The sequence below is a fragment of the Ruegeria sp. CI1 genome, assembly GCF_056536925.1.
Window position 1 is genome coordinate 152,824 of the sequence record NZ_JBQFQP010000011.1, and the last position, 20,872, is coordinate 173,695.

Here is a 20,872-nt window from a genome sequence, read left to right on the forward strand (position 1 = left end):
GAAACTAGTCCTCCAGCGATACGACCGATCCATCCGACGTGATGCAAATAGCTGGCCCGACCAGTTTGTAGACGCTCGCATCTGGGGAAATCGCTGCTAGTCGCCGGTGCACCAGATCACTGTCCATTATTGAGAAGTCTGTCGTCTCTTGACTGCCAACTGGCTCGAAACCTGCATCGACACGGATCCCACCTCTATCCGTCAGCAGATACCTCGCATGGAAGTCTTCACCGCCATCCTTTTCGCACCAACAAAAGAAGGAGATTTTCATCCCGGAAGGGATGATGTCGCTAGATAGAGTTGCTGCTTCACGTCGTAGGATTTCGTTCGAAAGCCCTTTCTTTGTGTCGTTTCGATAATGGAACTCACAAACGGCACTTGGATTGACTTCGCCGACTAAACGCAAGACCTCGCGGAAGAGTTTCCTTTGTCTTTGGTTGAACGGATCAAAATATGGGTCGACGAACACCAGTCTCGACCCAAACTGGAGCAGCCCACGCAATGCATTAGTTATCGACTCAATATCCCTGGGAATATTGCTTTCATGGGGCACCTTCATCAAAGGTGCACTCTCATCCAACATATCGATGGAAAGCGCTTCAGTCTCATCCTTCGGAACTTGGCTGGCGATGATTGCATGAAATGGCTTCTGGTTATGTTGGGCCAAGGCGTTGTCCAGCCACGACCCAAGTGCTGGATCAAAAGTTCGACCATTCCGAACCACTTTGTTCTTTTTCGCCTGATTTAGGGCTTCTTCAACCATCTTTTTTTGAACTGGAGGCAGAGCATTTGCCGCTGCGTAGACCTCTCGAAACCAACTCTTGGGGAATTGAGATATTAGCCGGCCTTTATCGAAGCCGAATTTTTCAATGAGATACCGGAAATTCTCCCAACTCGAACCAATGGCTTGAGGCTCAACAGCATATTCATAGTGCATTAGAAGAGCTCCTCGGCGCGCTCTTCAAAAAAGCCTTTCGGCCAGTTGTCTACAAAATCTCCGCTGTCGCTTACTCGCAACCTACGGAACACGGGTCCGCGCTCGGTGGCTTCGACATACACGACTGAGATATCGCTCGGCTTTAAACCCTGCACGCCAGGCGGCAACTCGTTGTCTCCCAGCTCGCGAACCCTTCTTAGAAGGCGCAACATTATGTGCTCGCTATGAGTTTCCACCAATAGTGTTCGCTCAGGCCCCGTAGAGGGTTTTTCGTTTCTTGTTGCAGTAATGAACAGATCACCTAGCCCCACTTGTATTGCGGGATGGATGTGAAGTTCAGGTTGTTCGATCGCTACAAGCCCGTCGGGTTCCATCAGGCAGGCAACAACCACTGGAACCATCTGAGAAATCCCGACGCCTACGTCGTTGGGCGCGACTGGGATGCCACGTATCACATCCATCAGGCCGATTTCAGACTTGGTTGGTATTGCCTCATAGAGCTCTTGCAGGTCACCGAGGTCGTCTTCGTTGATCCCCCGCTTGAACAATTGATGCAGGCCATCAGTCGTCGAGATTTGTTTGTAGTCCGATTTCACTAGCACATAGCCAGTGCGAAGCCGCTCGTCCGATGACATCCATTCGTTCACACTGTCCAGAAGCTCATCACCGGACTGCGTGTAGAGCACATCCCAAGCGGCGAGCCCCTGTGCCCACCTGGATTCGTCCGGCGAAAGGCGGGGGCGGTAGCCTCTGCTCGGGATCTCACGCAGCGGACCGATGTAGGTCACGGAGGCCAGGTAGTCTCGCACTATGCGCACAGGTCCTAGGATCAGCTCATCCATGATCGCGGCAAGGCCTGCAACTGTGTCGAGCTGCTGCTTGTAGTGTTTCAGAGCATTTTCATAGGCGTCGCTTTCGTCACGCGTCATGCGTGAGGAACGGCCAAATGTTCTGTCCATTATTCTATCGGCTGCGTCTCCACCCGCCATAAACGCGCGCATCGAAAGATCGCGATCCGGATCCACGAGGTCCGAGACCAGCGGCTTATCGATTTCTGGAAGCGCGCCAAGCTCGGTTTCAATGCCAACTCGGACATCTGTATCCCACGCGGAGCCGTCAGCGGCGTCTTCAATCTCTTGCTCGCTCATTTCCTCCATGACCGAGCTCATTTCACGCGAGTGGTGCCATATGGCTTCTAGCAAATCGACTGAAAGGGCCCGTTCTTTGTGGAGCTCGCCATCCTCGCTCAGGACATTCAGGAAACCGAGCCTCTCGTCTTCTTCCGGATAGTCGTGGGGGTATCTAATCGGCTGTAGCAGGGCGTGTTCGAAGTTGAAATCTGTTGCCATGGCCCGACCGACTTGCGCCGGCGACACTATTGAGCAGATGGCCTGCTCGTCCATTTCGACGTCAAGACGGGACACAAAAGGGGCGTTGATCAGATCACTCCAGCGCACTTCAATCCCGATGCCAATCTCCTGGACAACCGCGTAGTCCTGCAACTCGGTATTCTCACCAATCAGATAGCGGATGCCGAGTTCGTTGAAGCGATCGTCACGAAGGCTTGCACCCGAATTTAGAAGGAGCCGTTCGCTGCCCTGATCTTCGGTCATGTCGATCCGGACCTTGATGCGGATCGGGCGTGAGAGGTCGTGGTTGTGCACGAGCGTAGCAAACCCTCCGAGGTCGGTCAGGCCGCCGGCGATGGTCTGGTCGGGGTCGGGGTTGTTGCGTTCGAGGATCTCGCGCAGGTAGTGCAGCGCCTGCAGGATCGTGCTCTTGCCGGCGCTGTTGGGGCCGAAGAGCAGTGTGATCGGCGCGAGGTCGATGCTCTGCTTCGTGCCGATGCCTTTGAAGTTCTCGATTTCGATGTGGCTTAGGCGCATGATGAAATCCTAGAGCTCGCCTCGGAAGGCGCGTTGAGAGAGCGAACCAAAGAGATTCTCTGCCTGCGCCAGATCACTGTTAAACCTTCCCACCAAGATCGAGGCAGTTTCCGTTAGTTTTGAAAACCTCTGTTGAATTTCCATCGGCGGGACCGGAACTTCCATTTCCCTCAAACGCGTTAGAGTGATCTCGCGAAAAGTGGCCCCCTTAATTTGGCGACTTATCCAATCTTGGCATCTTTGGGAGCGCAGGAAATGGAGAAGGTATTCGGTTGTCACCATTTCTCCTGGCGAAATACGAGCAGTGCCTTGTGTCAGGTTCGCGCCATCGAGCTCCTCGGGAACCAGAGCGGTGGTGCCCACAGTTGCGCGAATGCTCATAACGATTTCACCGGCGCGAACAGTTGATCTAGCGAATTTTGCCGCGATTTTTGGGGAAGTGTGCCGAAGGTTTCCGAGAACAATTTCTCCGTTTTTGATGTCCCCTGTCCGAATATACGGCACGCCGCCATCGTACTCCGGACCAGCTTGGACGATGCCATAGGTGACGATAGTGCCTTCGCTTACAACCTCCGATAACGGCCTTGTGGGCCACTCGACATTGCCAAACATCTCCAGAAACACCGACTTCAGAAACTCATCCGCGAGGTCAACGGCCTGCTCACGTTTGCGGCGGATGGCGTCGGCCTTGTCGAGGATGGCAACGATTTTCTTTTGCTGCTCTAAGCTTGGCAGCGGGATTGGCATGCCACGAAATTTGTCGTCTGGCAGAACGCGTCTGCGAGCCGTGCTGCTTCGAAGGTTGGAGACATAGTATGCGATAGCTGCTTCAGAGCGCAGGTATCGCTCTAAGTAAAGCTCATCTGCCAATTCCTTGTCGATTGTCCAAATCTTGTAGGCGGGGCTTACAATTCCGGCATCTGAGACGCGCTGCACTGCCAGAACGGCTTCGTCTATTGGGAAACCAACAACAAGCTCACCGTTCTTAACAACTCTGTAGTTTGCAGTGTCCCGACTGGCCACGCGTTTCTTGAACTTGTCAGATTGAAGGACCAATCCATCGCTCATGGTCATTGAAAGAATAGGGTATTCTTCATTGCCTGCACGCCGCACCGGCGCGGGGGCGAGGATCTCACCTAGAGGAACATGCGACCAATTCATTTTAGCATCGCCTCGAGTTCCGCTATGTCCTGATCGATTTGCTGGTTGAGCGATTTCATTTTTCCCAAGATTTCAAGCGGGTGCTCGGTATCCTCGGGAATAAATTCTACTTCTCGATAACGGCCGAATGTGAGGTCGAAATTTGCGTCCCTGATTTCATCGACATTTACAAAGAAACCCTTGTCCTTTCGGTTTTGATCCGTCTGCACGTCACGATTCTTCCAAGCCTCTATGCAGCCGGGAAGATCGTTCTCTGGAATTGGTTCGCGTTTATCATCAAGTGTGAAACCATCGTTCTTGATTGCATAGAAGAAGACATTGTCAGTCCTGCCTCCCTTCGTGAATACAAGAATTGCTGTTGAAACACCGGCATACGGTTTGAACACCCCGCTGGGCAGCGAAATCATGGCTTCAAGTTGATTGTCCTCTACCAGCTGCCTTCGAAGATCGACGTGCGCCTTGGAAGAACCAAAAAGCACTCCGTCCGGGACAATTGTCGCTGATCGCCCACCGGTCTTCAGCATGCGAAGAATGAGGACAAGAAAGAGAAGCTCTGTTTTCTTTGTTTTGACCTTGCGTAACAAGCCCGGGTGGACGTCTTCAAAATCGAGGCTGCCCGTAAAAGGAGGGTTTGCAAGAATAAGGTCAAAACTCTCGGCGGCAGCACGAGGGTACTTTTCACTGAAGCGAGCACTGAGTGTGTCCTGGTAGTGAATTTTTGGATTGTCCACGCCATGCAGCATCAGATTCATGGCTGCAATCCGAAGCATCGTCGCGTCGAAATCGAACCCGTGGAACATCTTGTTGCGGATGTGCTCGCGGTGATCTTCCAAAAGGTCGCCGGTGTAGATCTTCTCGATCTTGCCGGTTTCTGGATCGATTTCTTCGATAATGCCTTCTTCGGACGTGTACGTCTTCATCAGGTACTGCATCGTCTCGACGAGGAAGCCGCCCGTACCAGCCGATGGGTCGCCAACGACTTCGTCTGGCTTCGGATCGAGTATCTCAACCATCAGCTGGATGATGTGGCGCGGTGTACGGAACTGTCCATTGATGCCGGCCGTGGTCAGTTTGCTGAGTAGGTACTCATAGAGGTCACCCTTTGTGTCGCCTTCGGTGAGCGGCAGCTTGTCGATCATATTGACCGCCTTCACCAGTAGGCTCTCCTTCTGGATCATCAACTGCGCGTCTTTCATGAATTCTGCAAAGGCGGCACCGCTGGCGGAGGATTTTCGGAAATGTGGGAAAACCTCATCGCGCACAAGCGGCAGCATTTCCTCTGCGCCGAGATGCCGAAAATGAGACCAGCGTAAATGCTGTTCGTCCTCTTTGAAACGTGGAGGCGTGTCCCGCTTGCCCGCTCGCTTCAGTCGGTTTTCATCGCGGGTCTCGTTGATGTCGAGAAGGCGCGCGAACATCAGGAAGGTGACCTGCTCGATCACCGTGAGAGGATTCGTTATCCCGCCCTGCCAGAATTCCGTCCAGAGCGCGTCAATGTCGCGTTTGAGGGCACCTGTAATCATTGGTCTTTCGTCCTTTCAGAGGCTTCTTGTTCGTCGCCGCCCCCCGTTGAAGGCGGCGCAAACTGGTCGACGATTTCCATGAGTTCATCGACGTCTTTTTCATTCTCGAATACCCCGTCGGGCCCGTCGGCATCGACGACCGTAAAGGGGTCTTCATAGAGCTTCGCGCGGGTGATCGACCCGTAGCGCGCGATGTGGTTCTTGAGCAGACCGAGGAAGCGTGTCTGTTTGGCTTTCAAACTTGGATGCGTCCGCGCGAAATCCGCAAACTTCGCTTCGACCGCCTCAGGGTCGAGGCCGATGATCGAGCGGATCACGAAGTCCAACGGAGCAGCGGTTTCAGAGAAGAACTCCTCGAGGATCTCCCGATTGACGCCAGGTGTCTGGGCCAGGATTAGCGAGACCAGCTTATCGATGTCCGCTTCTGAAACAGGCTCACCACGGCTGATCTTCTGAAGCGTTGGGTTCTCGTCGAAATGCTTGCGCAGCTCTTCTTCGACGACTTGGCGGTAAGCCTTCATGTTCACCGCATCGAGACTGATCTTACGGCGGCCTGACTGAACCTCGGACGCGGTCTCAGTGACATCGATGATCTTGGGCGGCACTGCCGGGCCCGACGTGCGCTCCCGATATCGCATGATTTCCCGAAGAGGCTTTCTGACCTCCTCGAGCTTCTCGACGGTAAGGTCGTCCCAGAATGTATCCGATTTCACGGCCTTGATAACCTCGGCCTTCTCCCGGACGGGGTTCAGATGCATCTGAAGTGCGCCGAGACGCTCCAGCATGTCGATCTTCAGATCGCCAACCGTGTTTGATTGGTGCAGGACGGCAATCTGAATGCGGGTGATGAGCAGGTCGAGCGCATAGGCGTCACCATGTCCGCGAATGTTCCGCCACTGCATCAGCGGCGCGATCACCTGACGCAAGCCAACGACGGTCGCCGGCGCAAAGGCCTTCAAGGCTTCAGGCGCCCCAAGCGACCGCTTTTCCCGCCATTTTTCGCGGACCGCGATGGTTTCCTCGTCAAGGTCGTTGATGTCCTTGCCGATCAACTCAATGACTGCTTCAAATGCCGGGATTTCGCTCTTTTTCAGGGCTAGCTCGGCCAGGTTGATCCGCTCCTCAAACACGAGCTGCATCAGCGACTTCGTCTGGGTGGGTTCAGCCGGCCGATAGCCCGTCTCGAAGCGTTCGAAGTTCCCCCAATGGTCAAAGATCCGGAACACGGTCTTGTGTTGCCCGGGCCCGAACAGGTCTTCGCAGAGCCGCGTGCCGCGCCCGATCATCTGCCAGAACTTCACGGGCGATTTGACGGGTTTCGCAAACACGAGGTTGAGGATCTCCGGGATGTCGATCCCGGTATCGAGCATGTCGACCGAGATCGCGATGGTGAGCTCGTCGTTCTTGCCGTCATCGTTGCCCTTGAAGTCATCGATCAGCTGCTCAGCACGTGGATCATAGTTATCGATGACCTGGCAGAAGCGCCCGCCATATTGGGGGTACATCTCGTCAAAGAGCTGTCGCAGAAGCACGGCGTGCTGGTGGTTGCGGGCGAAGATAATGCTCTTTCCAGGTGTCTGCCCCGAGGCATCCCGCAGCCCGTTCTCCATCAGGTTCCGCAGGATCGCCCGGTTAGTGTCCTTGTTATAGATCACGTTGTCGATCTGGTCGGCCGCGAAATCATATTGGGATGGGTCTTCGCCCTGATCTTCGAGCTCCTTGATCTGCTCGGCGGTCAGGGTGTCCAGGGTGATCCCCTCGCGCATGAACTGGGTCGTGTGCTCAAACACCTCAAAGGGCGTCAGGAACCCGTCGCGGACGGCTTCCTCGAGATCGTAGTTTGCAGTTGGAAGCTGACCTTCGCACTGGAACAAATCGAAGGTGCTGCGCGTCACGAAGTCGACCGGTGTCGCTGTCAGACCAATTTGCAGGCTGTCGAAGTACGTGAAGATGTCGCCGTAGACGTTGTAGATGCTTCGATGGGATTCATCGGCGATGATGAGATCGAAGTACCCCACATCAAAGGACTGAAACACTTTCTTCATCGCTGGATATGTCGCGATGAAGATGCGTTCCTTTGCGGAGCTGTCGATCCGTCCACTGACCACCCTGATGGGCTCAGAGGCGAGGAAATCACCGAAGGCGTTCTTGGCTTGCTTTCTGAGCTCGCGCCGGTCGCACAGGAAGAGCACGCGCTTGACCCATCCCGCCCGGATAAGGAGCTCGGTCAGGGCGATCGCAACACGGGTTTTCCCGGTGCCTGTGGCCTGCACAACGAGCGATTTGCGGTGGTTCCCAGTGAACCGCTCGGACACGCGCTTGATCGCTTCGATCTGGTAGAGGCGATTGACGATGTCAGACCGCGGCTCGATCGTGTCGAGTGCCTTCCGGCTCTTGCGCTGGAATTTGACGAGATACTGAAGGCTGTCCTTGGAGTAGTACCCATAGACTTTCCTTGGCGGGTACCCTCCAGCGTCGTCCCACATCCAGATGTCGTAACCATTGGTGTAGAAGATTACCGGACGTTGCCCGTGAACCTTCTCCAGACCGTCTGCATAGAGTTTTGCCTGCTGCCGGCCGGTTTCAGGATCGACCGACGTCTTCTTCGCTTCGACGACCGCCAGCGGCGTGCCGTCATCATCCCAGAGCACATAGTCGGCGTATCCAATGCCACTCGCAGTTGGCTGGGAGGGGACTTCGACCTCTTTGCCGACCTCGCTTGTGCTCGCGTCGCCGCCGGCGACATTCCAACCGGCGCTCGCGATCAGGCTGTCGATAATACGGACCCGTGTGGTCGCCTCGTCGAACTTCAGCAGGTTCGCAGATTCCGCGGCAGTTGAGGCCAGGGCTTCGATTTCGGCAGCTTTCCTTTCAGCGGCCGTAGCTGTTTGACGTGCTTCCTCGAGCTCTTGAAGAAGCTTCTCCATCTGAGCTTCCTGGCCCGCCAGCTTTTCGAGTAGCTCACGCTTTTCGCGTTTCAGCTTGCCTTTCGTCTCGTCGACGACTGACTGCGGAATGTCGGTGAACTTGGGCAGTTCATCCGGCGCGCCCTTGCGTGCCTGAACGAAGACCCAGCGCGAAAGGTCGAACGCCTCCTTGATCAGCCACACGGCATTCTTCGTGCTCGCGGGATCGCCATGCGCGGCCTTGTTTCCATGGATGCGAAGCGCGTGCAGTTTGTCTAGCACCACCTTCGGTACGATGGCCGAAAAGGCCTCGTTGCGCAGAAGATCGATGAACGTCGCTTGGTCCGGCTTGGGAAGACGGAGGTCCCGATAGATGTCCTTCGTGAGGTTCTCGGCAAAGAGCCTGAGCTTCACTAGCGCGCTTGCAGGGTCAGCATAGGCGTAGGCCTCAGCGAATGCGCCAAGCTCAGCCAGCTCTTGCCACTCCGGCCGGAGGAATTCGAAGTTGCGCGACTTCATGTTCGCCTCCCCTCGACAATGAGGGAGGGCGGCAAGTCCGGCGTCACACAGACAGTGTCTGTGGGCATATCTGCCAACCTAGGATACGCCATATTTCGTCATCCAGTTTGTCAGCGTCTGATAGCTCGGCAATCCAATCAGTTTTGCCGCGTTTGTCTTGTTTCCTTCAGCATGCGCGATTGCCCGGGTGATATAGTGCCGCGCAACTTCCGCCATGATTTCCTGCAAGTTCACACCTTCGTCGAGCGACTTATCAAGAATGCCATTCTGGGTCCCTGCCGGCGCCGGCGCAGTAAAGACGGCGTCCCAGATGTCGTCTTCTGTGATCTGGGAGCCTTCGCTCCAGATCGCCGCGCGGCGCAGCGAGTTTTCGAGTTCGCGGAGGTTTCCGGGCCAGGTGCGCTGAAGGAGCACATTCTTCGCGCCTGGCGAAAGCGTCTTCTTCTCAAAGCCGGGTTCGTCAGCGCTCTGCTCATTGATCCGGTCAAGCAGCATTTCGATGAGCGGGCCGAGGTCTCCTTTACGCTCCCGGAGGGGAGGGATCTTGAGGACAAGCACAGCCAGCCCGAAAAAGAGTTCCTCGCGGAAGTCGCCGGCGGCCACAACGTCGATCAGCTGTTTGCGTGTTGCAGCAATGATCCGCACGTCTGCTCTGCCAACTTGTGAAGTCGCAGCCTCATCACCTGTCATCTCATCGAGGACAACCTGAAGTCGGACCTGCGCTTGCGGTGGCAAAAGCTCGACTTCATCGAGATAGAGGGTGCCGCCGGATGCTTCTGCAAGCGCACCGGCGCTATCGTCTGATCCGAATATCTCTGCGTCGATCTGGTCAGGCTTGAGGGCGCCACAGTTCAGCGAGACGAAAGGCCCTGCGCGCCGTGGACCGAATTCATGGATGGCTCGCGCCAGAACTTCCTTCTCAGTGCCGGCTTCCCCCTCGATCAGAATAGGCACATTGCGCACGGCGGCCTTCTTCGCCTTGCTCGCCATGCGGTCCATGGCTGGACTTCTGAAGATGAGATCGCCGAATGTCTTGGTGCTCAGGCCGCCGCTCAGCTTTGCCAGCCTCGCATCCGCAGACTCAATGATCTTTGGAAGGAGTTCAGCAGAGACGTCAAAAGGAACCTCAATCGTCTGCACGCCGCCCTCTTTCGACGACTGCAGCAACTCAGCCGGAAAGCGCGTTGCGCCCAGTATGGCCCAGACAAGCGCCATGGCCCATGTGCCCGGGCTCAGATGAAAGGTGAGTTCAGGAATGTCGGGGGCGAAGGCCTGCCGGCAGCGCTCGACGACATCCACCGCAATCGCGTGAATTGCGTCGATATCGGTTGGGTCGCTTAGCTGGACGTGCTCGACGACAATTTCCGCCGGTGTCCGCCGGCTAAGCCAATCCGTGTAAGCCGCAACCCGCTCGCCGTCCTGGTTTACGATCAGAACCAGGCGGTCAAAGCGCCGCTCTTCTGCTGCACTGCAGATCGGGCCCGTCTGCCCCTCAGGGTGGGTCGGGGCATCAAGGTCCTGCGTGCCTGTCCATGCCATTAGAATCTTCATATTTGCCTAAATAGAAGGAATCTTACGTTCATGCAAGAGCTCTTATGCCTTTTTCCCCGGAACAGAGCGGCGCCACCATTTCTTTATAAATAACTGAATACAAACATGTAATTTTGATACTTTCACCTAGGCTGGGCGTGCGACATAAAAAAATTTGTGCGAAAACACAAAAAATATCTTGCAACGGAAGGTAAGGTTTCTTATTTCAAGGTCAGCAGCGGCAAGGGTCGCAAATTTTGGGGATGTCGCAAGATGGCACAGCGAGAGAAAGACGCACTGGAGGAGGTCGCCGCCAAAGTGAGCGCGCTCACCAAAGCCCTCCTCGACGAGGGTAATGATCCCTCAATGGTCGCCTTCGCGCTGACCTCCGTTGCGGCCGACATGGGGCTGCAAGTTTGTGGCGATCCGATGCGGGTCTTTCCGGTGCTGCTCGGCGCGATCTCTCAGCAGGCGCATATGCGCGCAGAGGATACCGCGGAGAATGATGCCGAAGAGCCGGCGCGCGCCCCACTTGGTGCGACGGTTCACTGAGTGGTGCGGGTTTGGATCGAGAGAAAGGGAGAAGAGAGATGAAAGCCAAGCAAAAGCTCCGGGGTTTGTCCCTTCTTTCGGCGGTCTTTGGTGAGCTGTCACAGCAGCTGCCTGAGGGCAGTGTCTCGACCGAGGAGTTGCTCGGGGCGGCTCAGAAGCTGATCGAGCTGTCGAAGCGGGAGTACGTCACCGACGGGAATCCCGACGAACGGCGGCATCAGGGATACTATTCCTATGATCTCTGTACCGCTTTCGACAAATTCCAGGGGCGTATTCTGGAAACGGAGATGGGGTTGCAGAGCGATCCGCTTGCCGGCCGCGGTCGGCGCAATGGTTTGAAAGAGCTGCTGAGTGGCAGCCGCGAAGATATGGTTCTGGAGGAAGTCTATGGCTGAGTACAAAGCAGCATCCGCCTTGCGAGAGCACATGCTCGAGGGGCATCCGGTTACACTTTTGGAGGCCATGCTCCTGTTCGGGGTTCAAAACCCGAACGCAGAGTTTGCTCGCATTAAGAAAGACGGGTTCCTCATCGAGTCGCGACCCGCACCCATGGCGAAGGTCATTCGCCGGATCAACGAATACACGGTCTGCAAGGTCCCTGCGGGTCTTCCTTACAAGGAGATTCAGCTGACCGAGTACTGGATCAAGAAATGAGACGGGCGTTCACCCCTCGGCAAAGGCGCATCCTGCAGATGCTCGCCGGCAACCTCTGCCAAAAATGCGGAGCGGTGCTCGATGCGGGCTTCCATGCGGACCACATGCGCGCCCACTCAAGGGGTGGACCCACGATACTGGAGAACGGCCAGGCACTCTGTGCCAGCTGCAACCTGAAGAAAGGTGCGAGCCATGACGACGATTAATCTGAGACCCTGGCAGGCTGCCTGCGCCAACAAAGCTATGGACTGGCTCGAGGTTGGTGAAGATCGGCATTTCCTGATCAATGCGGCGCCGGGTGCGGGTAAAACCATCTGCGCCTCGGTCATCGCACAGCGTTTGCTCGATGCGGATCTGATCGATCGAGTCATCGTGATCGCGCCGCGAAAAGCGGTCGTCAAACAGTGGGCGGCGGAATTCAAGCTCGTGACTGGGCGCCCGATGCTTCAGATCACCGGGGCTGATGAAGAGCCAGAAGAATACGGTGTTGATCTGTGCGCGACCTGGTCGGCGATCCAGAGCTCCCTGGATGGACTTCAGGCAGTTTGCCGGAAGGACCGCACACTTGTGATCTGCGATGAGCATCATCACGCGGCCGTCGCTGCTGCCTGGGGCGATGGCGCAAACGGTGCCTTCGCAGATGCGAAGTTTGCGCTGATCCTGACCGGGACCCCGATCCGGTCCGACGGAAAGGAGTCTGTCTGGCTGGCTTATGACGACCAAGGTCTGATCGACCACCCCGAAGGCGGGTCCTACACACTCACCTACGGTGAGGCTGTCGACCTCGAATACTGCCGGCCCATTACCTTCCATCGGCATGAGGGGAAGTTCTCTGTCACGCTGGATGACGGCGAGAACATTTCCGTGTCCGGGACAGAGGACACCGACTTTTCGCCGGCGCTGAAGCGGATCCGGGGCCTTCAGCAGGCGCTGGACTACTACAAACTCGCTTGCACCCCGAAATTTCTGGCTTCGGGCGCGGCAGATCCGGACTCCTATCAGGCCAACATGCTGCAGTGGTGCATCGACAAGCTGAACGACCTTCGGCTTCGCATGCCTGAGGCTGGCGGACTTGTGATCGCGCCCAACATTCCAGTTGCGGAGTACATGGCGGAGCTTCTCGAGCTCCTCGATGGCGAGAAGCCCGTGGTGGTCCACAATCAGGTCGCCAACCCGGAAGGCAAGATCACCGCGTTTCGCAATAGCAAGAAGCGCTGGATCGTGTCCGTGGCCATGATTTCCGAGGGCGTCGATATCCAGCGCCTGCGTGTTCTGGCTTATCTGCCCAACGCGCAGACAGAGCTGTCTTTTCGGCAAGCGATGGGCCGGGTCGTGCGGAACTTTGGGCCCCAAGATGACTCCCGTGCATATGTTGTGATGCCCACGCATCGGATTTTCGAGGAGTACGCGCGCCGTGTCGAGGCGGAGATGTCGCCGGCCAAACTGCGCCCGTCGGATGCGCCCGACACCAAAGTCTGTCCCGACTGTGGGGCGGAGTGCCCGAAGGACGCGACGGCCTGCCACGTCTGTGATGCGGAGTTTCCCGTCCGCCAACCGAGAATGAAAACCTGCGACGCGTGCGGGGCTCTCAACCCCCTGAGCGCCAAAGACTGCCAGTCTTGCGGCACAGCGTTCGCCCATGCCTTCGAGATCTCGCTGAATGAGGCCTTGCGTGTTGGGGCCATCATCCGGGGCATGGATCTCGACGAAGAGGAAGTCCAGGAGGGGGAAGCCATCCGTGATGTCTTCCGGAAGGGCGTTCTAAGCAGCGGCGATGACCAGCTGATCAAGATCCTCAAGCTCCTGCCCGAGGAGAGCTATGGACGCCTCGCGCGCATGTTCGAGGAGAACAAGTGATGCGCGTTGCGACTGACAGAATTGAGGTGGTGCGATGAACGATCACAGTCTCTTTGCGATCGGTGCGGAGCACGTCATCCAGAGTGGGGCGCAAGCCCATGTGGATGACTGGCGGCTCCTTCGCCGGCTGGCCCTGCCACGCCGCCTGAACAACTCTTGCAGCGGTGCCGTGAAGCATGCCCTCGTTCTAGATGTGGAGACCACCGGCCTTTCGCTCGAGGGCGACGAGGTCATCCAGCTCGCCATGCTTCCGTTCACCTACGAGCTCGACACTGGCAGGGTCCTTGAAATCACCCACGACCGAGCCTTCGATGGACTTCGTGAGCCTGGTATTCCGATCTCCGAAGAGGCCAGTCTGGTCACCGGGCTTACGGCTGAAATGGTCGCGGGCCGCTCGATCGATGCGTCAGCTGTGGAGGCACTGGTTTCCGATGCCGATCTGATCATTGCGCATAACGCCAGCTTCGATCGGGTCATGGTCGAGAAACATTGGCCCTGCTTTGCCGAGAAACCCTGGGGCTGCACCCTAACGAGCGTTGACTGGCTGCGCGAAGGGTTCTCTGCCGGCAAACTGGATTACCTCGGGATGCAGTTCGGCTGGTTCTACGGCGGTCACAGGGCGCTCGCGGATTGCGAGGCATGCCTCGCATTGCTTTCGCAGGAGTTGCCTCGGTCGGGCCAGCGGATCATGTCCGCCGTTCGCGATGCGGCTCTGCAGGACGAATACCTCGTTCGGGCGGTCGATGCCCCTTACGATGAACGTTTGAAGCTGAAGGAGCGCGGGTATCGCTGGCGGCCGGCAGAACTTTCACTTGGCAAGGTCTGGTGGACGATCACATCCGATCCTGCGGCGGAGATCGACTGGCTCCGGGCTGAAATCTACGGTCGAGACGTAAATGTGCCGATGCACAAGGTCACGGCGCTTAACCGTTTCTCGGAGAGGCTTTGGGAGGCGCAGCCATGAAAAAGCACGTTGATCAGATTGTCCTGAGCGCATCCGACCTCGTCGGCCATCTGAACTGCGCCCATCTGACGGAGCTGGATCTTCAGGTCGCCGAAGGAGCGCTTGCGAAACCGAAGCACTGGGACCCGCTGCTCGAGATCTTGCGCGAGCGGGGTGACCAGCATGAAAAGGCCTTCATCGCGCACCTTGAGACTCAGGGACTGACGTCTGTCCGGATCGAAGGAGTCGACATCACGCCAGCAGCCGTCACGGCAACCCGCACTGCGATGGAGTCTGGTGCGCAGATCATCGTTCAGGCGGCAATCTCACATGACAGGTGGGTTGGGCGGGCCGACATCCTGCGGCGGGTCGAGAAACCCAGCAATCTTGGATCCTGGTCCTACGAGATCATCGATGCGAAACTTGCCCGTGAGACCAAGGCTGGCTCGGTGCTTCAGCTTTGCCTCTACGCGGATCTGTTGGAACAGGTGCAGGGTATCGCGCCTGAATATGTCTACGTCGTAGCACCCTGGTCCGACTTCGAACCGCAAGAATTTCGATATGGGGACTACGCCGCGTATTACCGGAAGGCCAAAGCTGCCGCGGAAGCGGCGACTTCCGACGGAGCGCTGGGAGGTCAGTATCCTGAACCGAAGGAGCATTGCGACATCTGCAGGTGGCGGACTCAGTGCGACGCACGCCGACGTGCAGACGATCATCTCTGTCTGGTCGCAGGGATCAGCAAGAACCAGACGTCCGAGCTGCAGGATAATGGGATTACTACGGCGGCAGAGCTCGCCGCGATGCCCACGCCGATGCCCTGGAAACCTAAGAAGGGGTCGCCGCTCTCCTACGAGAAGGCGCGTGAGCAAGCCCGGATTCAATTGGAGTCGCGTGAGGCCGGAGAAGTCCGGTATGAGCTGCTGCCGATCGTTGAAGATATCGGCCTGTGTCTGCTGCCTGAACCATCTGACGGAGATATCTTCTTCGACATCGAAAGTGATGCGTTCGTTGGGGAACACGGACTCGAGTATCTCTTCGGCTATACCTATCGCGATGAAACTGGCGCCTGGACCTACACGGCGGACTGGGCGTTTGATCGGGAAGGCGAGAAGGCGATCTTCGAGCGCTTCGTGGACTTCGTGAATGCGCGCAGGGAACAGTATCCGGATCTTCACATCTACCACTACGCACCTTACGAGCCCGGGGCGCTGAAACGGCTTATGGGCCGGTATGCGACCCGCGAAGGTGAAATCGACGATTTCCTGCGCAGCAATCTGCTGGTCGACCTCTACAGCGTCGTGCGCAATGGGCTGCGCGCTGGGGTCGAAAGCTACTCGATCAAGAAGTTGGAGCCGATCTATGGCTTTGAGCGGGACACCAGTCTGCCAGATGCCAATGTCGCGCTTGCGCGCCTGCAAGCTGGACTCGAACTGGGCGATATCGATGCTATCGACGATGAGGTGCGCGCAACCGTACAGTCCTACAATTACGAGGATTGCACCTCGACCATTGCCCTCCGCGACTGGCTTGAAGATCGCCGCCAGGAGCTTGTCGATGCCGGAACCGATGTTCCGCGTCCCTTGCCCTCTGATCAGGACCCAAGCGAGGCGCTGACAGAACGTCAGGAAGCAGTGCAGGCTCTGATCGAGCGTCTCACGGCCGACGTGCCCGCGGATATCGAAGAGCGGACCGAAGAGCAGCACGCCCGTTGGATCCTCGCGAATATCCTCGACTGGCATCGTCGTGAGGACAAGGCAGCCTGGTGGGAATACTTCCGGCTTTCCGCGCTCACGCCAGAAGAACTCATCGACGAGCGCGCCGCGTTGTCACAGCTGGTGTTTGTTGGAGACGTGTCGCCACCGGGCGCTCGGACGCCTGTGCACCGCTATGCATTCCCGCAGCAGGACACGGATCTTCGTGGCGACGAAGCATTGCGGATGAATGGCGGCGACAAAATCGGCAGCGTGATCGCGGTTTCTGCGGATGACCGGACAGTCGACATCAAGAAGATGGGGAAGACGGCTGACATCCACCCCGAGGGCGTCTTCGCGCATCAGATGTTCAATACGAAGGAACAGGCCGACAGCTTGATGCGGCTTGGGGAGTATGTCGCTGATCATGGCGTCGAAGGAGATGGGCCATATCAGAGCGCCCGAGCACTCTTGCTGCGTCTCAAACCGCAACTTGGCGATGGACCGATCCGACAGCCCGGCGAAACGACCCTGCAGGCCGCGCTTCGCGTCGCCCGCGAGCTTGGTGAAGGCATCTTCCCGATTCAGGGCCCTCCGGGAACTGGTAAGTCGTACACGGGCGCGCGCATGATCTGCGAACTCGTTAAGTGTGGAAAGAAGGTCGGGATCACGGCCAACAGTCACAAGGTGATCCGCAACCTGCTCGACAAGGTCGTCGAAGCCGTCCCGGAGATGAAGGTCGATCTCTGCTGTGTTCAGAAACCGAAGTCCGGCGAGATGGAGCCTGATCAGGACCGGTTGAAGTTCGTGTCCGACAATGCCGGGGTTTATGCCGCGCTGGGCTCAGGGTCGGCCCAGGTTGCAGGTGCGACGCCCTTCCTTTGGTCACGCGCTGACGCCCACGAAGTGCTCGATGTGCTCGTGATTGACGAAGCCGCGCAGATGTCTCTGGCCAATGTCCTAGCAGTTGCTCAGAGCGCGAAGACCCTGATCTTGCTTGGAGATCCCCAGCAGCTGGACCAGCCCACGCAGGGCACGCATCCGGACGGCACAGGCGTATCCGCGCTCGAGCATGTTCTTAGCGGCGCACATACGATTGCCGAAGACGAGGGCCTGTTCCTGGAGGAGACCTGGCGCCTGCACCCCGATATCTGCCAGTTCAATTCTGAGCTTTTCTATGATGACAAGCTTCACTCTGTAGAGGGGTGCGAGCTGCAGGAAATCCGCGGTGGCGGGTCGCTGACCGGTACAGGACTTCGGTACTTGCCGGTCGAGCACTCGGGCAATCGGAGCTCGTCGATTGAGGAGGCCGATGCCATTGCCGGACTTGTTGACGAGGTCTTGTCCGGTCATCCGACATGGATTGATCGGGAGTGCCAGGAGAGGCCTCTAACGCTCGAGGACATCCTGATCATCGCGCCCTACAACGCGCAGGTATTTGAGATTCAGCAACGTCTTCCAGGCGCGCGCGTTGGGACTGTCGACAAGTTCCAGGGCCAGGAGGCACCCATAGCGATCTACTCGATGGCAACATCGAGCCATGCTGACGCACCGCGGGGCATGGAGTTCCTATACAGTGCAAACCGGTTTAATGTGGCGATCTCGCGGGCGAAGTGTGTTGCGGTCCTGGTGGCATCGCCTAAAGTGTTCGAGGCGGAATGTCGGACACCGCGGCAGATGCAGCTGGCAAATGCGTTCTGCAGATATCTTGAATGCGCTAACGAAATCGTATCCGCCACAGTTGAAGAGTGGAATTCGGAGCTGGAGTTGAGAAGATGACTGCGGCAGATACTCCAGTCTGGAGCATTCCGAACCTCAAGAGGCATCATCAGAAGCACTGCATAAATGGAGGGAACTGCTTCAAAGATGTGCTTGGCAGTACATTCTCCGTCACGGAGAATGAGTATCGCAAAGCCTCCGAGGAGGCTTTCAAAAATGCATATATTCAATACGAGGGCAGTGAAAAAGAGCGTGGCACAGACGGATTCTATGAGGCTTGCCACCACAGGGTTGACGGTCGAAGCCTAAAGACTACGAGCGATCTGGAGAGCAGGAAGCCCAGATACTTTCGAACCTGCTATCATGTGCACTATGGAAAGCCGCATAATTCTCGCGATTTGAAAAAGTCTGAACTAGATCAGGTAATGAGATACCTTGAAAAGCTCGAGGATGATCGCGATCAGAACATGATCTCAAAGACGAAGATACAGGGAGCTGATGGTTCAGGTTCTCTATCGCTAAGAGACAAGAGGCTTCTGGCGTCAGAAATCAATCGTCTGAACAAGAAGATTTAGTCTGGCTATGTTGGCGCCATCCAAGAGACATCGAGCCTGTTTGGACGAACTGAAGCTTTGGACGCCCGTTGCGCTTGATGTGATGCGGCGACTCGACCGTGAGCTGGAACCAAACGTGATTTTGAATCAACCCGCGTTCGCTCTTGGCGATGAGGGTACAAGGGAAGACAGGTCATCCGGCCTGTCGGCGGGCTACGCACTTCGTCGATACTTCCTGGCACTGGGGCAGTTCCGGAATCTGTTGGACGCTCTTTCAGAGTCGTTCCCAAGAAGGAGAGACCAGTTCGAGCGAGATCTGATCCGCTTCTTGCCTCGTCAGGAGTTTCAAGAATTGGGCGATCTTGGAGAGCAAGTTCTTGCTTTGCTGGCTGCAGGATCTCGACCTGAAGACGGCATGCGATCCGAGCTACCAAGCACCGTAGACGATTTAGCCGATTCACTTTGTGAGGCACGTCGGTTCATCGATGTCTTGCGGGGCATGGCCGAGGTCTCAGTGCTTCCGCAATCAATTGAACTGCTCCTTGGGTCGCCTTGGGACAACGAACTGCGCCGGCGCTTGGACGCGCTTGAAGAGCCGCAAAGAAGAGAACTCGCATACAGAATGCGAGAGTATCTGAGCAGTAACTATGTGCTTAATTCCAAGCCTGTGCGCGATCAGAAGACTCGCAGATTTCATGAGACGCTGCTTTTGGCAGCGAGAATGCCAGGAGAACAGATGTACAGCATCGATATAGACGGTTTTCTGAATCAAGTTTCGGGATCAGAGCTAAATGACAACGATATCTCTGAAGTTCGGCGAATTCTCGAGAGTCTTGAGCGTATCCTGAGTGATGTTCCGTTTGGCGAGCTTTCGGACGTCATTGGGGACTGGGGAGGGATGCAACCGTTCGACAACATCAACATCATACCGTCAGCTGGCAAGAAGGGTGCGTGTCACAATACGCTTTTGGCAACTGCGAGTGGCAGCGGGACAAGCAGAAAAGGCTTTGTCGGCGTCATGCGCCAAGTAAGGAGACATCTAATCGACTGTTTTGGGCAGACGCGAGTTGTGATCCTGCTTACAGATACTTGGGATCCTGCCAAGTTTCGCGAGAGCCGTGCTGACATAGAGGCACATCGCCGGCGTGGAGTTGTATTCGTTACCGGCGTTGTTAGTGGCCGCAACATAGGCCCGATACCATTGCCGTTCTGAGCTGGAGGACGGTTTTCACTCGAATTGCAGGTTTATGAGCGTCGCCAGTTTTGGCGTTGAGATGTTTTCTTGCCTTTAGATCTAGTTGGATAGGCTAGCCTCCTGACCTCAGCGCTCCTCGATGAAGACGCTGCACTCCTTGGAGTGGGACATGAGATTGTCGATTCCCGCAGTCACGTCCCATCTCAGGTTGACCCTCGGCCCGTCATCGACGGTCTGAATCGTCACAACGCGGTCGTGGAAATGGCGGTCGCGTGCAGAGCGGTGATGAAGTTCGGGTGTAACCGTTACGCCGGCAGAACGCAGCTCGGCGCGCAACGCGCTCGATTGCGATTGCGGCGTATCCGCCTCGCCATGATCGGGATTCCACACGACGGCGAGTCGCTCGATGTCGACGCCCGCTGACCCAGCGGCAGCGACAAAGCTTGCTAGGCGGCGACGGTTATGCGGGCGAACGCCGCACCAGGGATCCTCGATTTCGAGCGCGACACGGCGCCCTGCTACGCCTTGAAAGAGCGGTGTGAGCGCTCGGGCGGTGCCCGGTCGGAAGCGGAAGACGCGCAAGCGTTCTGTGAGCCCAGCCAACGGACCCGGCAGCGTTCGGACGCTGTCCTGCACAGAGGCAAGCCAGCTGTCGCCTGCTGAGCATGAAAACAGGTGGCTGACCCCCTCCAATGGCCCGGCAAGAGCCGTCGCCGCGTCCGGCGATGCGTAGAACGCATCCACAGAGGCCTCTGCCCCGAAACCCTTCAAAACAGACAGGCGAGGCGCATTTGCCACGGCCGAACCGTCAAGCGTGCCAAAGCGAAGTTGACCGGATCGCTCGTATGGTGCCAACGCATAGGCAATCTCACGATCGAGGCCGGTCGGTGTACCTGCATCAACCGCACCCGGTGGAAGTAGATAGAGGGCATGCCTGTTCGAGGCTTCATCGAGCCAGTTCCGCAATGCCCGCGCACTTGTGAGGGCCTCGGACCGATCTTCGGCCCCCCAGAGATCTGGCGAGGAAACGGCCACCAGGCCCGCGCCCTCGAGACGCACCCGCAGCGTCGCCGCTGCGGTCTGCGCTACCGGGACCGCAGCCGCGGGCGCATGAGCGGGGCGTGGTGTCGAGTGTCCGTCGTCGGGGATTTTGGGACAGATGGCTGCCTGAGCTAAGAGAGGATCTGGCGCATCTGTTTGGTTTGATTATGCGGCGGATTTTCGGTGAAGCAAGCGCCGGGT

The 20,872-nt window shown here is 57.1% G+C and carries 16 protein-coding genes; 9 read left to right on the forward strand and 7 right to left on the reverse strand.

Annotated elements, in window-relative coordinates; genetic code table 11:
- Window positions 1–4: 4 nt before the first annotated feature.
- The 6 genes from ACR0LZ_RS14665 to ACR0LZ_RS14690 all read right to left on the reverse strand — a co-directional run bounded on the left by ACR0LZ_RS14665 (window position 5) and on the right by ACR0LZ_RS14690 (window position 10,471).
- On the reverse strand, window positions 5–937 hold the full coding sequence (locus tag ACR0LZ_RS14665) for a hypothetical protein (RefSeq protein ID WP_480750578.1): 933 nt from the start codon (window positions 935–937) through the stop codon (window positions 5–7).
- Window positions 937–2,823 carry an AAA family ATPase gene (locus tag ACR0LZ_RS14670; RefSeq protein ID WP_480750579.1) on the reverse strand — a complete coding sequence of 629 codons (1,887 nt, stop codon included), beginning with the start codon at window positions 2,821–2,823 and terminating at the stop codon, window positions 937–939. Before ACR0LZ_RS14670 ends, ACR0LZ_RS14665 begins: the two co-directional genes overlap by 1 nt.
- A gap of 9 nt (window positions 2,824–2,832) precedes the next feature.
- A complete protein-coding gene (locus tag ACR0LZ_RS14675) occupies window positions 2,833–3,984 on the reverse strand; it encodes a restriction endonuclease subunit S (protein WP_480750580.1) in 1,152 nt (383 codons plus the stop codon).
- A complete protein-coding gene (locus tag ACR0LZ_RS14680) occupies window positions 3,981–5,507 on the reverse strand; it encodes a type I restriction-modification system subunit M (RefSeq protein WP_480750581.1) in 1,527 nt (508 codons plus the stop codon). The genes ACR0LZ_RS14675 and ACR0LZ_RS14680 overlap by 4 nt, the downstream gene beginning before the upstream one ends.
- The gene (locus tag ACR0LZ_RS14685) at window positions 5,504–8,932 is read right to left on the reverse strand and encodes a DEAD/DEAH box helicase family protein (RefSeq protein ID WP_480750582.1); all 3,429 of its coding nucleotides are present in this window, start codon (window positions 8,930–8,932) and stop codon (window positions 5,504–5,506) included. The genes ACR0LZ_RS14680 and ACR0LZ_RS14685 overlap by 4 nt, the downstream gene beginning before the upstream one ends.
- Before the next feature lie 78 nt (window positions 8,933–9,010).
- Window positions 9,011–10,471 (reverse strand): RNA repair transcriptional activator RtcR family protein, encoded by a 1,461-nt coding sequence (locus ACR0LZ_RS14690; RefSeq protein ID WP_480750583.1) that lies wholly within the window; start codon window positions 10,469–10,471, stop codon window positions 9,011–9,013.
- Between the two features lie 264 nt (window positions 10,472–10,735).
- Here ACR0LZ_RS14690 and ACR0LZ_RS14695 point away from each other — a divergent pair, with 264 nt between their 5' ends.
- The 9 genes from ACR0LZ_RS14695 to ACR0LZ_RS14735 are packed head-to-tail and all read left to right on the forward strand — an operon-like array spanning window position 10,736 to window position 19,648.
- Window positions 10,736–11,014, forward strand: a complete 279-nt coding sequence (locus ACR0LZ_RS14695) for a hypothetical protein (protein WP_480750584.1) — start codon at window positions 10,736–10,738, stop codon at window positions 11,012–11,014.
- Window positions 11,015–11,052: 38 nt separating this feature from the next.
- Complete coding sequence (locus ACR0LZ_RS14700; protein WP_480750585.1) at window positions 11,053–11,409, forward strand: hypothetical protein; 357 nt, start codon at window positions 11,053–11,055, stop codon at window positions 11,407–11,409.
- Complete coding sequence (locus ACR0LZ_RS14705; protein WP_480750586.1) at window positions 11,402–11,668, forward strand: helix-turn-helix domain-containing protein; 267 nt, start codon at window positions 11,402–11,404, stop codon at window positions 11,666–11,668. Before ACR0LZ_RS14700 ends, ACR0LZ_RS14705 begins: the two co-directional genes overlap by 8 nt.
- Window positions 11,669–11,706: 38 nt before the next feature.
- Window positions 11,707–11,874, forward strand: coding sequence for an HNH endonuclease (locus tag ACR0LZ_RS14710; RefSeq protein WP_480750598.1), 168 nt, complete (start codon window positions 11,707–11,709; stop codon window positions 11,872–11,874).
- Complete coding sequence (locus ACR0LZ_RS14715; RefSeq protein WP_480750587.1) at window positions 11,861–13,525, forward strand: DEAD/DEAH box helicase; 1,665 nt, start codon at window positions 11,861–11,863, stop codon at window positions 13,523–13,525. Before ACR0LZ_RS14710 ends, ACR0LZ_RS14715 begins: the two co-directional genes overlap by 14 nt.
- A gap of 34 nt (window positions 13,526–13,559) precedes the next feature.
- Complete coding sequence (locus ACR0LZ_RS14720; RefSeq protein ID WP_480750588.1) at window positions 13,560–14,489, forward strand: 3'-5' exonuclease; 930 nt, start codon at window positions 13,560–13,562, stop codon at window positions 14,487–14,489.
- Entirely contained in the window at window positions 14,471–17,941 is a 3,471-nt protein-coding gene (locus ACR0LZ_RS14725) for a TM0106 family RecB-like putative nuclease (protein ID WP_480750589.1), read from the forward strand. The genes ACR0LZ_RS14720 and ACR0LZ_RS14725 overlap by 19 nt, the downstream gene beginning before the upstream one ends.
- Entirely contained in the window at window positions 17,938–18,456 is a 519-nt protein-coding gene (locus ACR0LZ_RS14730) for a hypothetical protein (protein ID WP_480750590.1), read from the forward strand. Before ACR0LZ_RS14725 ends, ACR0LZ_RS14730 begins: the two co-directional genes overlap by 4 nt.
- Window positions 18,457–18,496: 40 nt before the next feature.
- Window positions 18,497–19,648, forward strand: coding sequence for a hypothetical protein (locus tag ACR0LZ_RS14735; RefSeq protein ID WP_480750591.1), 1,152 nt, complete (start codon window positions 18,497–18,499; stop codon window positions 19,646–19,648).
- Between the two features lie 108 nt (window positions 19,649–19,756).
- On the opposite strand, the gene ACR0LZ_RS14740 is transcribed toward ACR0LZ_RS14735, so the two are convergent.
- A complete protein-coding gene (locus ACR0LZ_RS14740; protein WP_480750592.1) occupies window positions 19,757–20,665 on the reverse strand; it encodes a hypothetical protein in 909 nt (302 codons plus the stop codon).
- Window positions 20,666–20,872 lie beyond the last annotated feature (207 nt).

What these genes read in the sequence shown, in the direction of transcription:
- ACR0LZ_RS14665 (WP_480750578.1), bottom strand. Translation starts at nt 937, where the DNA reads ATGCACTATGAATATGCTGTTGAGCCTCAAGCCATTGGTTCGAGTTGG.
- ACR0LZ_RS14670 (WP_480750579.1), bottom strand. Translation starts at nt 2,823, where the DNA reads ATGCGCCTAAGCCACATCGAAATCGAGAACTTCAAAGGCATCGGCACG.
- ACR0LZ_RS14675 (WP_480750580.1), bottom strand. Translation starts at nt 3,984, where the DNA reads ATGAATTGGTCGCATGTTCCTCTAGGTGAGATCCTCGCCCCCGCGCCG.
- ACR0LZ_RS14680 (WP_480750581.1), bottom strand. Translation starts at nt 5,507, where the DNA reads ATGATTACAGGTGCCCTCAAACGCGACATTGACGCGCTCTGGACGGAA.
- ACR0LZ_RS14685 (WP_480750582.1), bottom strand. Translation starts at nt 8,932, where the DNA reads ATGAAGTCGCGCAACTTCGAATTCCTCCGGCCGGAGTGGCAAGAGCTG.
- ACR0LZ_RS14690 (WP_480750583.1), bottom strand. Translation starts at nt 10,471, where the DNA reads ATGGCATGGACAGGCACGCAGGACCTTGATGCCCCGACCCACCCTGAG.
- ACR0LZ_RS14695 (WP_480750584.1), top strand. Translation starts at nt 10,736, where the DNA reads ATGGCACAGCGAGAGAAAGACGCACTGGAGGAGGTCGCCGCCAAAGTG.
- ACR0LZ_RS14700 (WP_480750585.1), top strand. Translation starts at nt 11,053, where the DNA reads ATGAAAGCCAAGCAAAAGCTCCGGGGTTTGTCCCTTCTTTCGGCGGTC.
- ACR0LZ_RS14705 (WP_480750586.1), top strand. Translation starts at nt 11,402, where the DNA reads ATGGCTGAGTACAAAGCAGCATCCGCCTTGCGAGAGCACATGCTCGAG.
- ACR0LZ_RS14710 (WP_480750598.1), top strand. Translation starts at nt 11,707, where the DNA reads ATGCTCGCCGGCAACCTCTGCCAAAAATGCGGAGCGGTGCTCGATGCG.
- ACR0LZ_RS14715 (WP_480750587.1), top strand. Translation starts at nt 11,861, where the DNA reads ATGACGACGATTAATCTGAGACCCTGGCAGGCTGCCTGCGCCAACAAA.
- ACR0LZ_RS14720 (WP_480750588.1), top strand. Translation starts at nt 13,560, where the DNA reads ATGAACGATCACAGTCTCTTTGCGATCGGTGCGGAGCACGTCATCCAG.
- ACR0LZ_RS14730 (WP_480750590.1), top strand. Translation starts at nt 17,938, where the DNA reads ATGACTGCGGCAGATACTCCAGTCTGGAGCATTCCGAACCTCAAGAGG.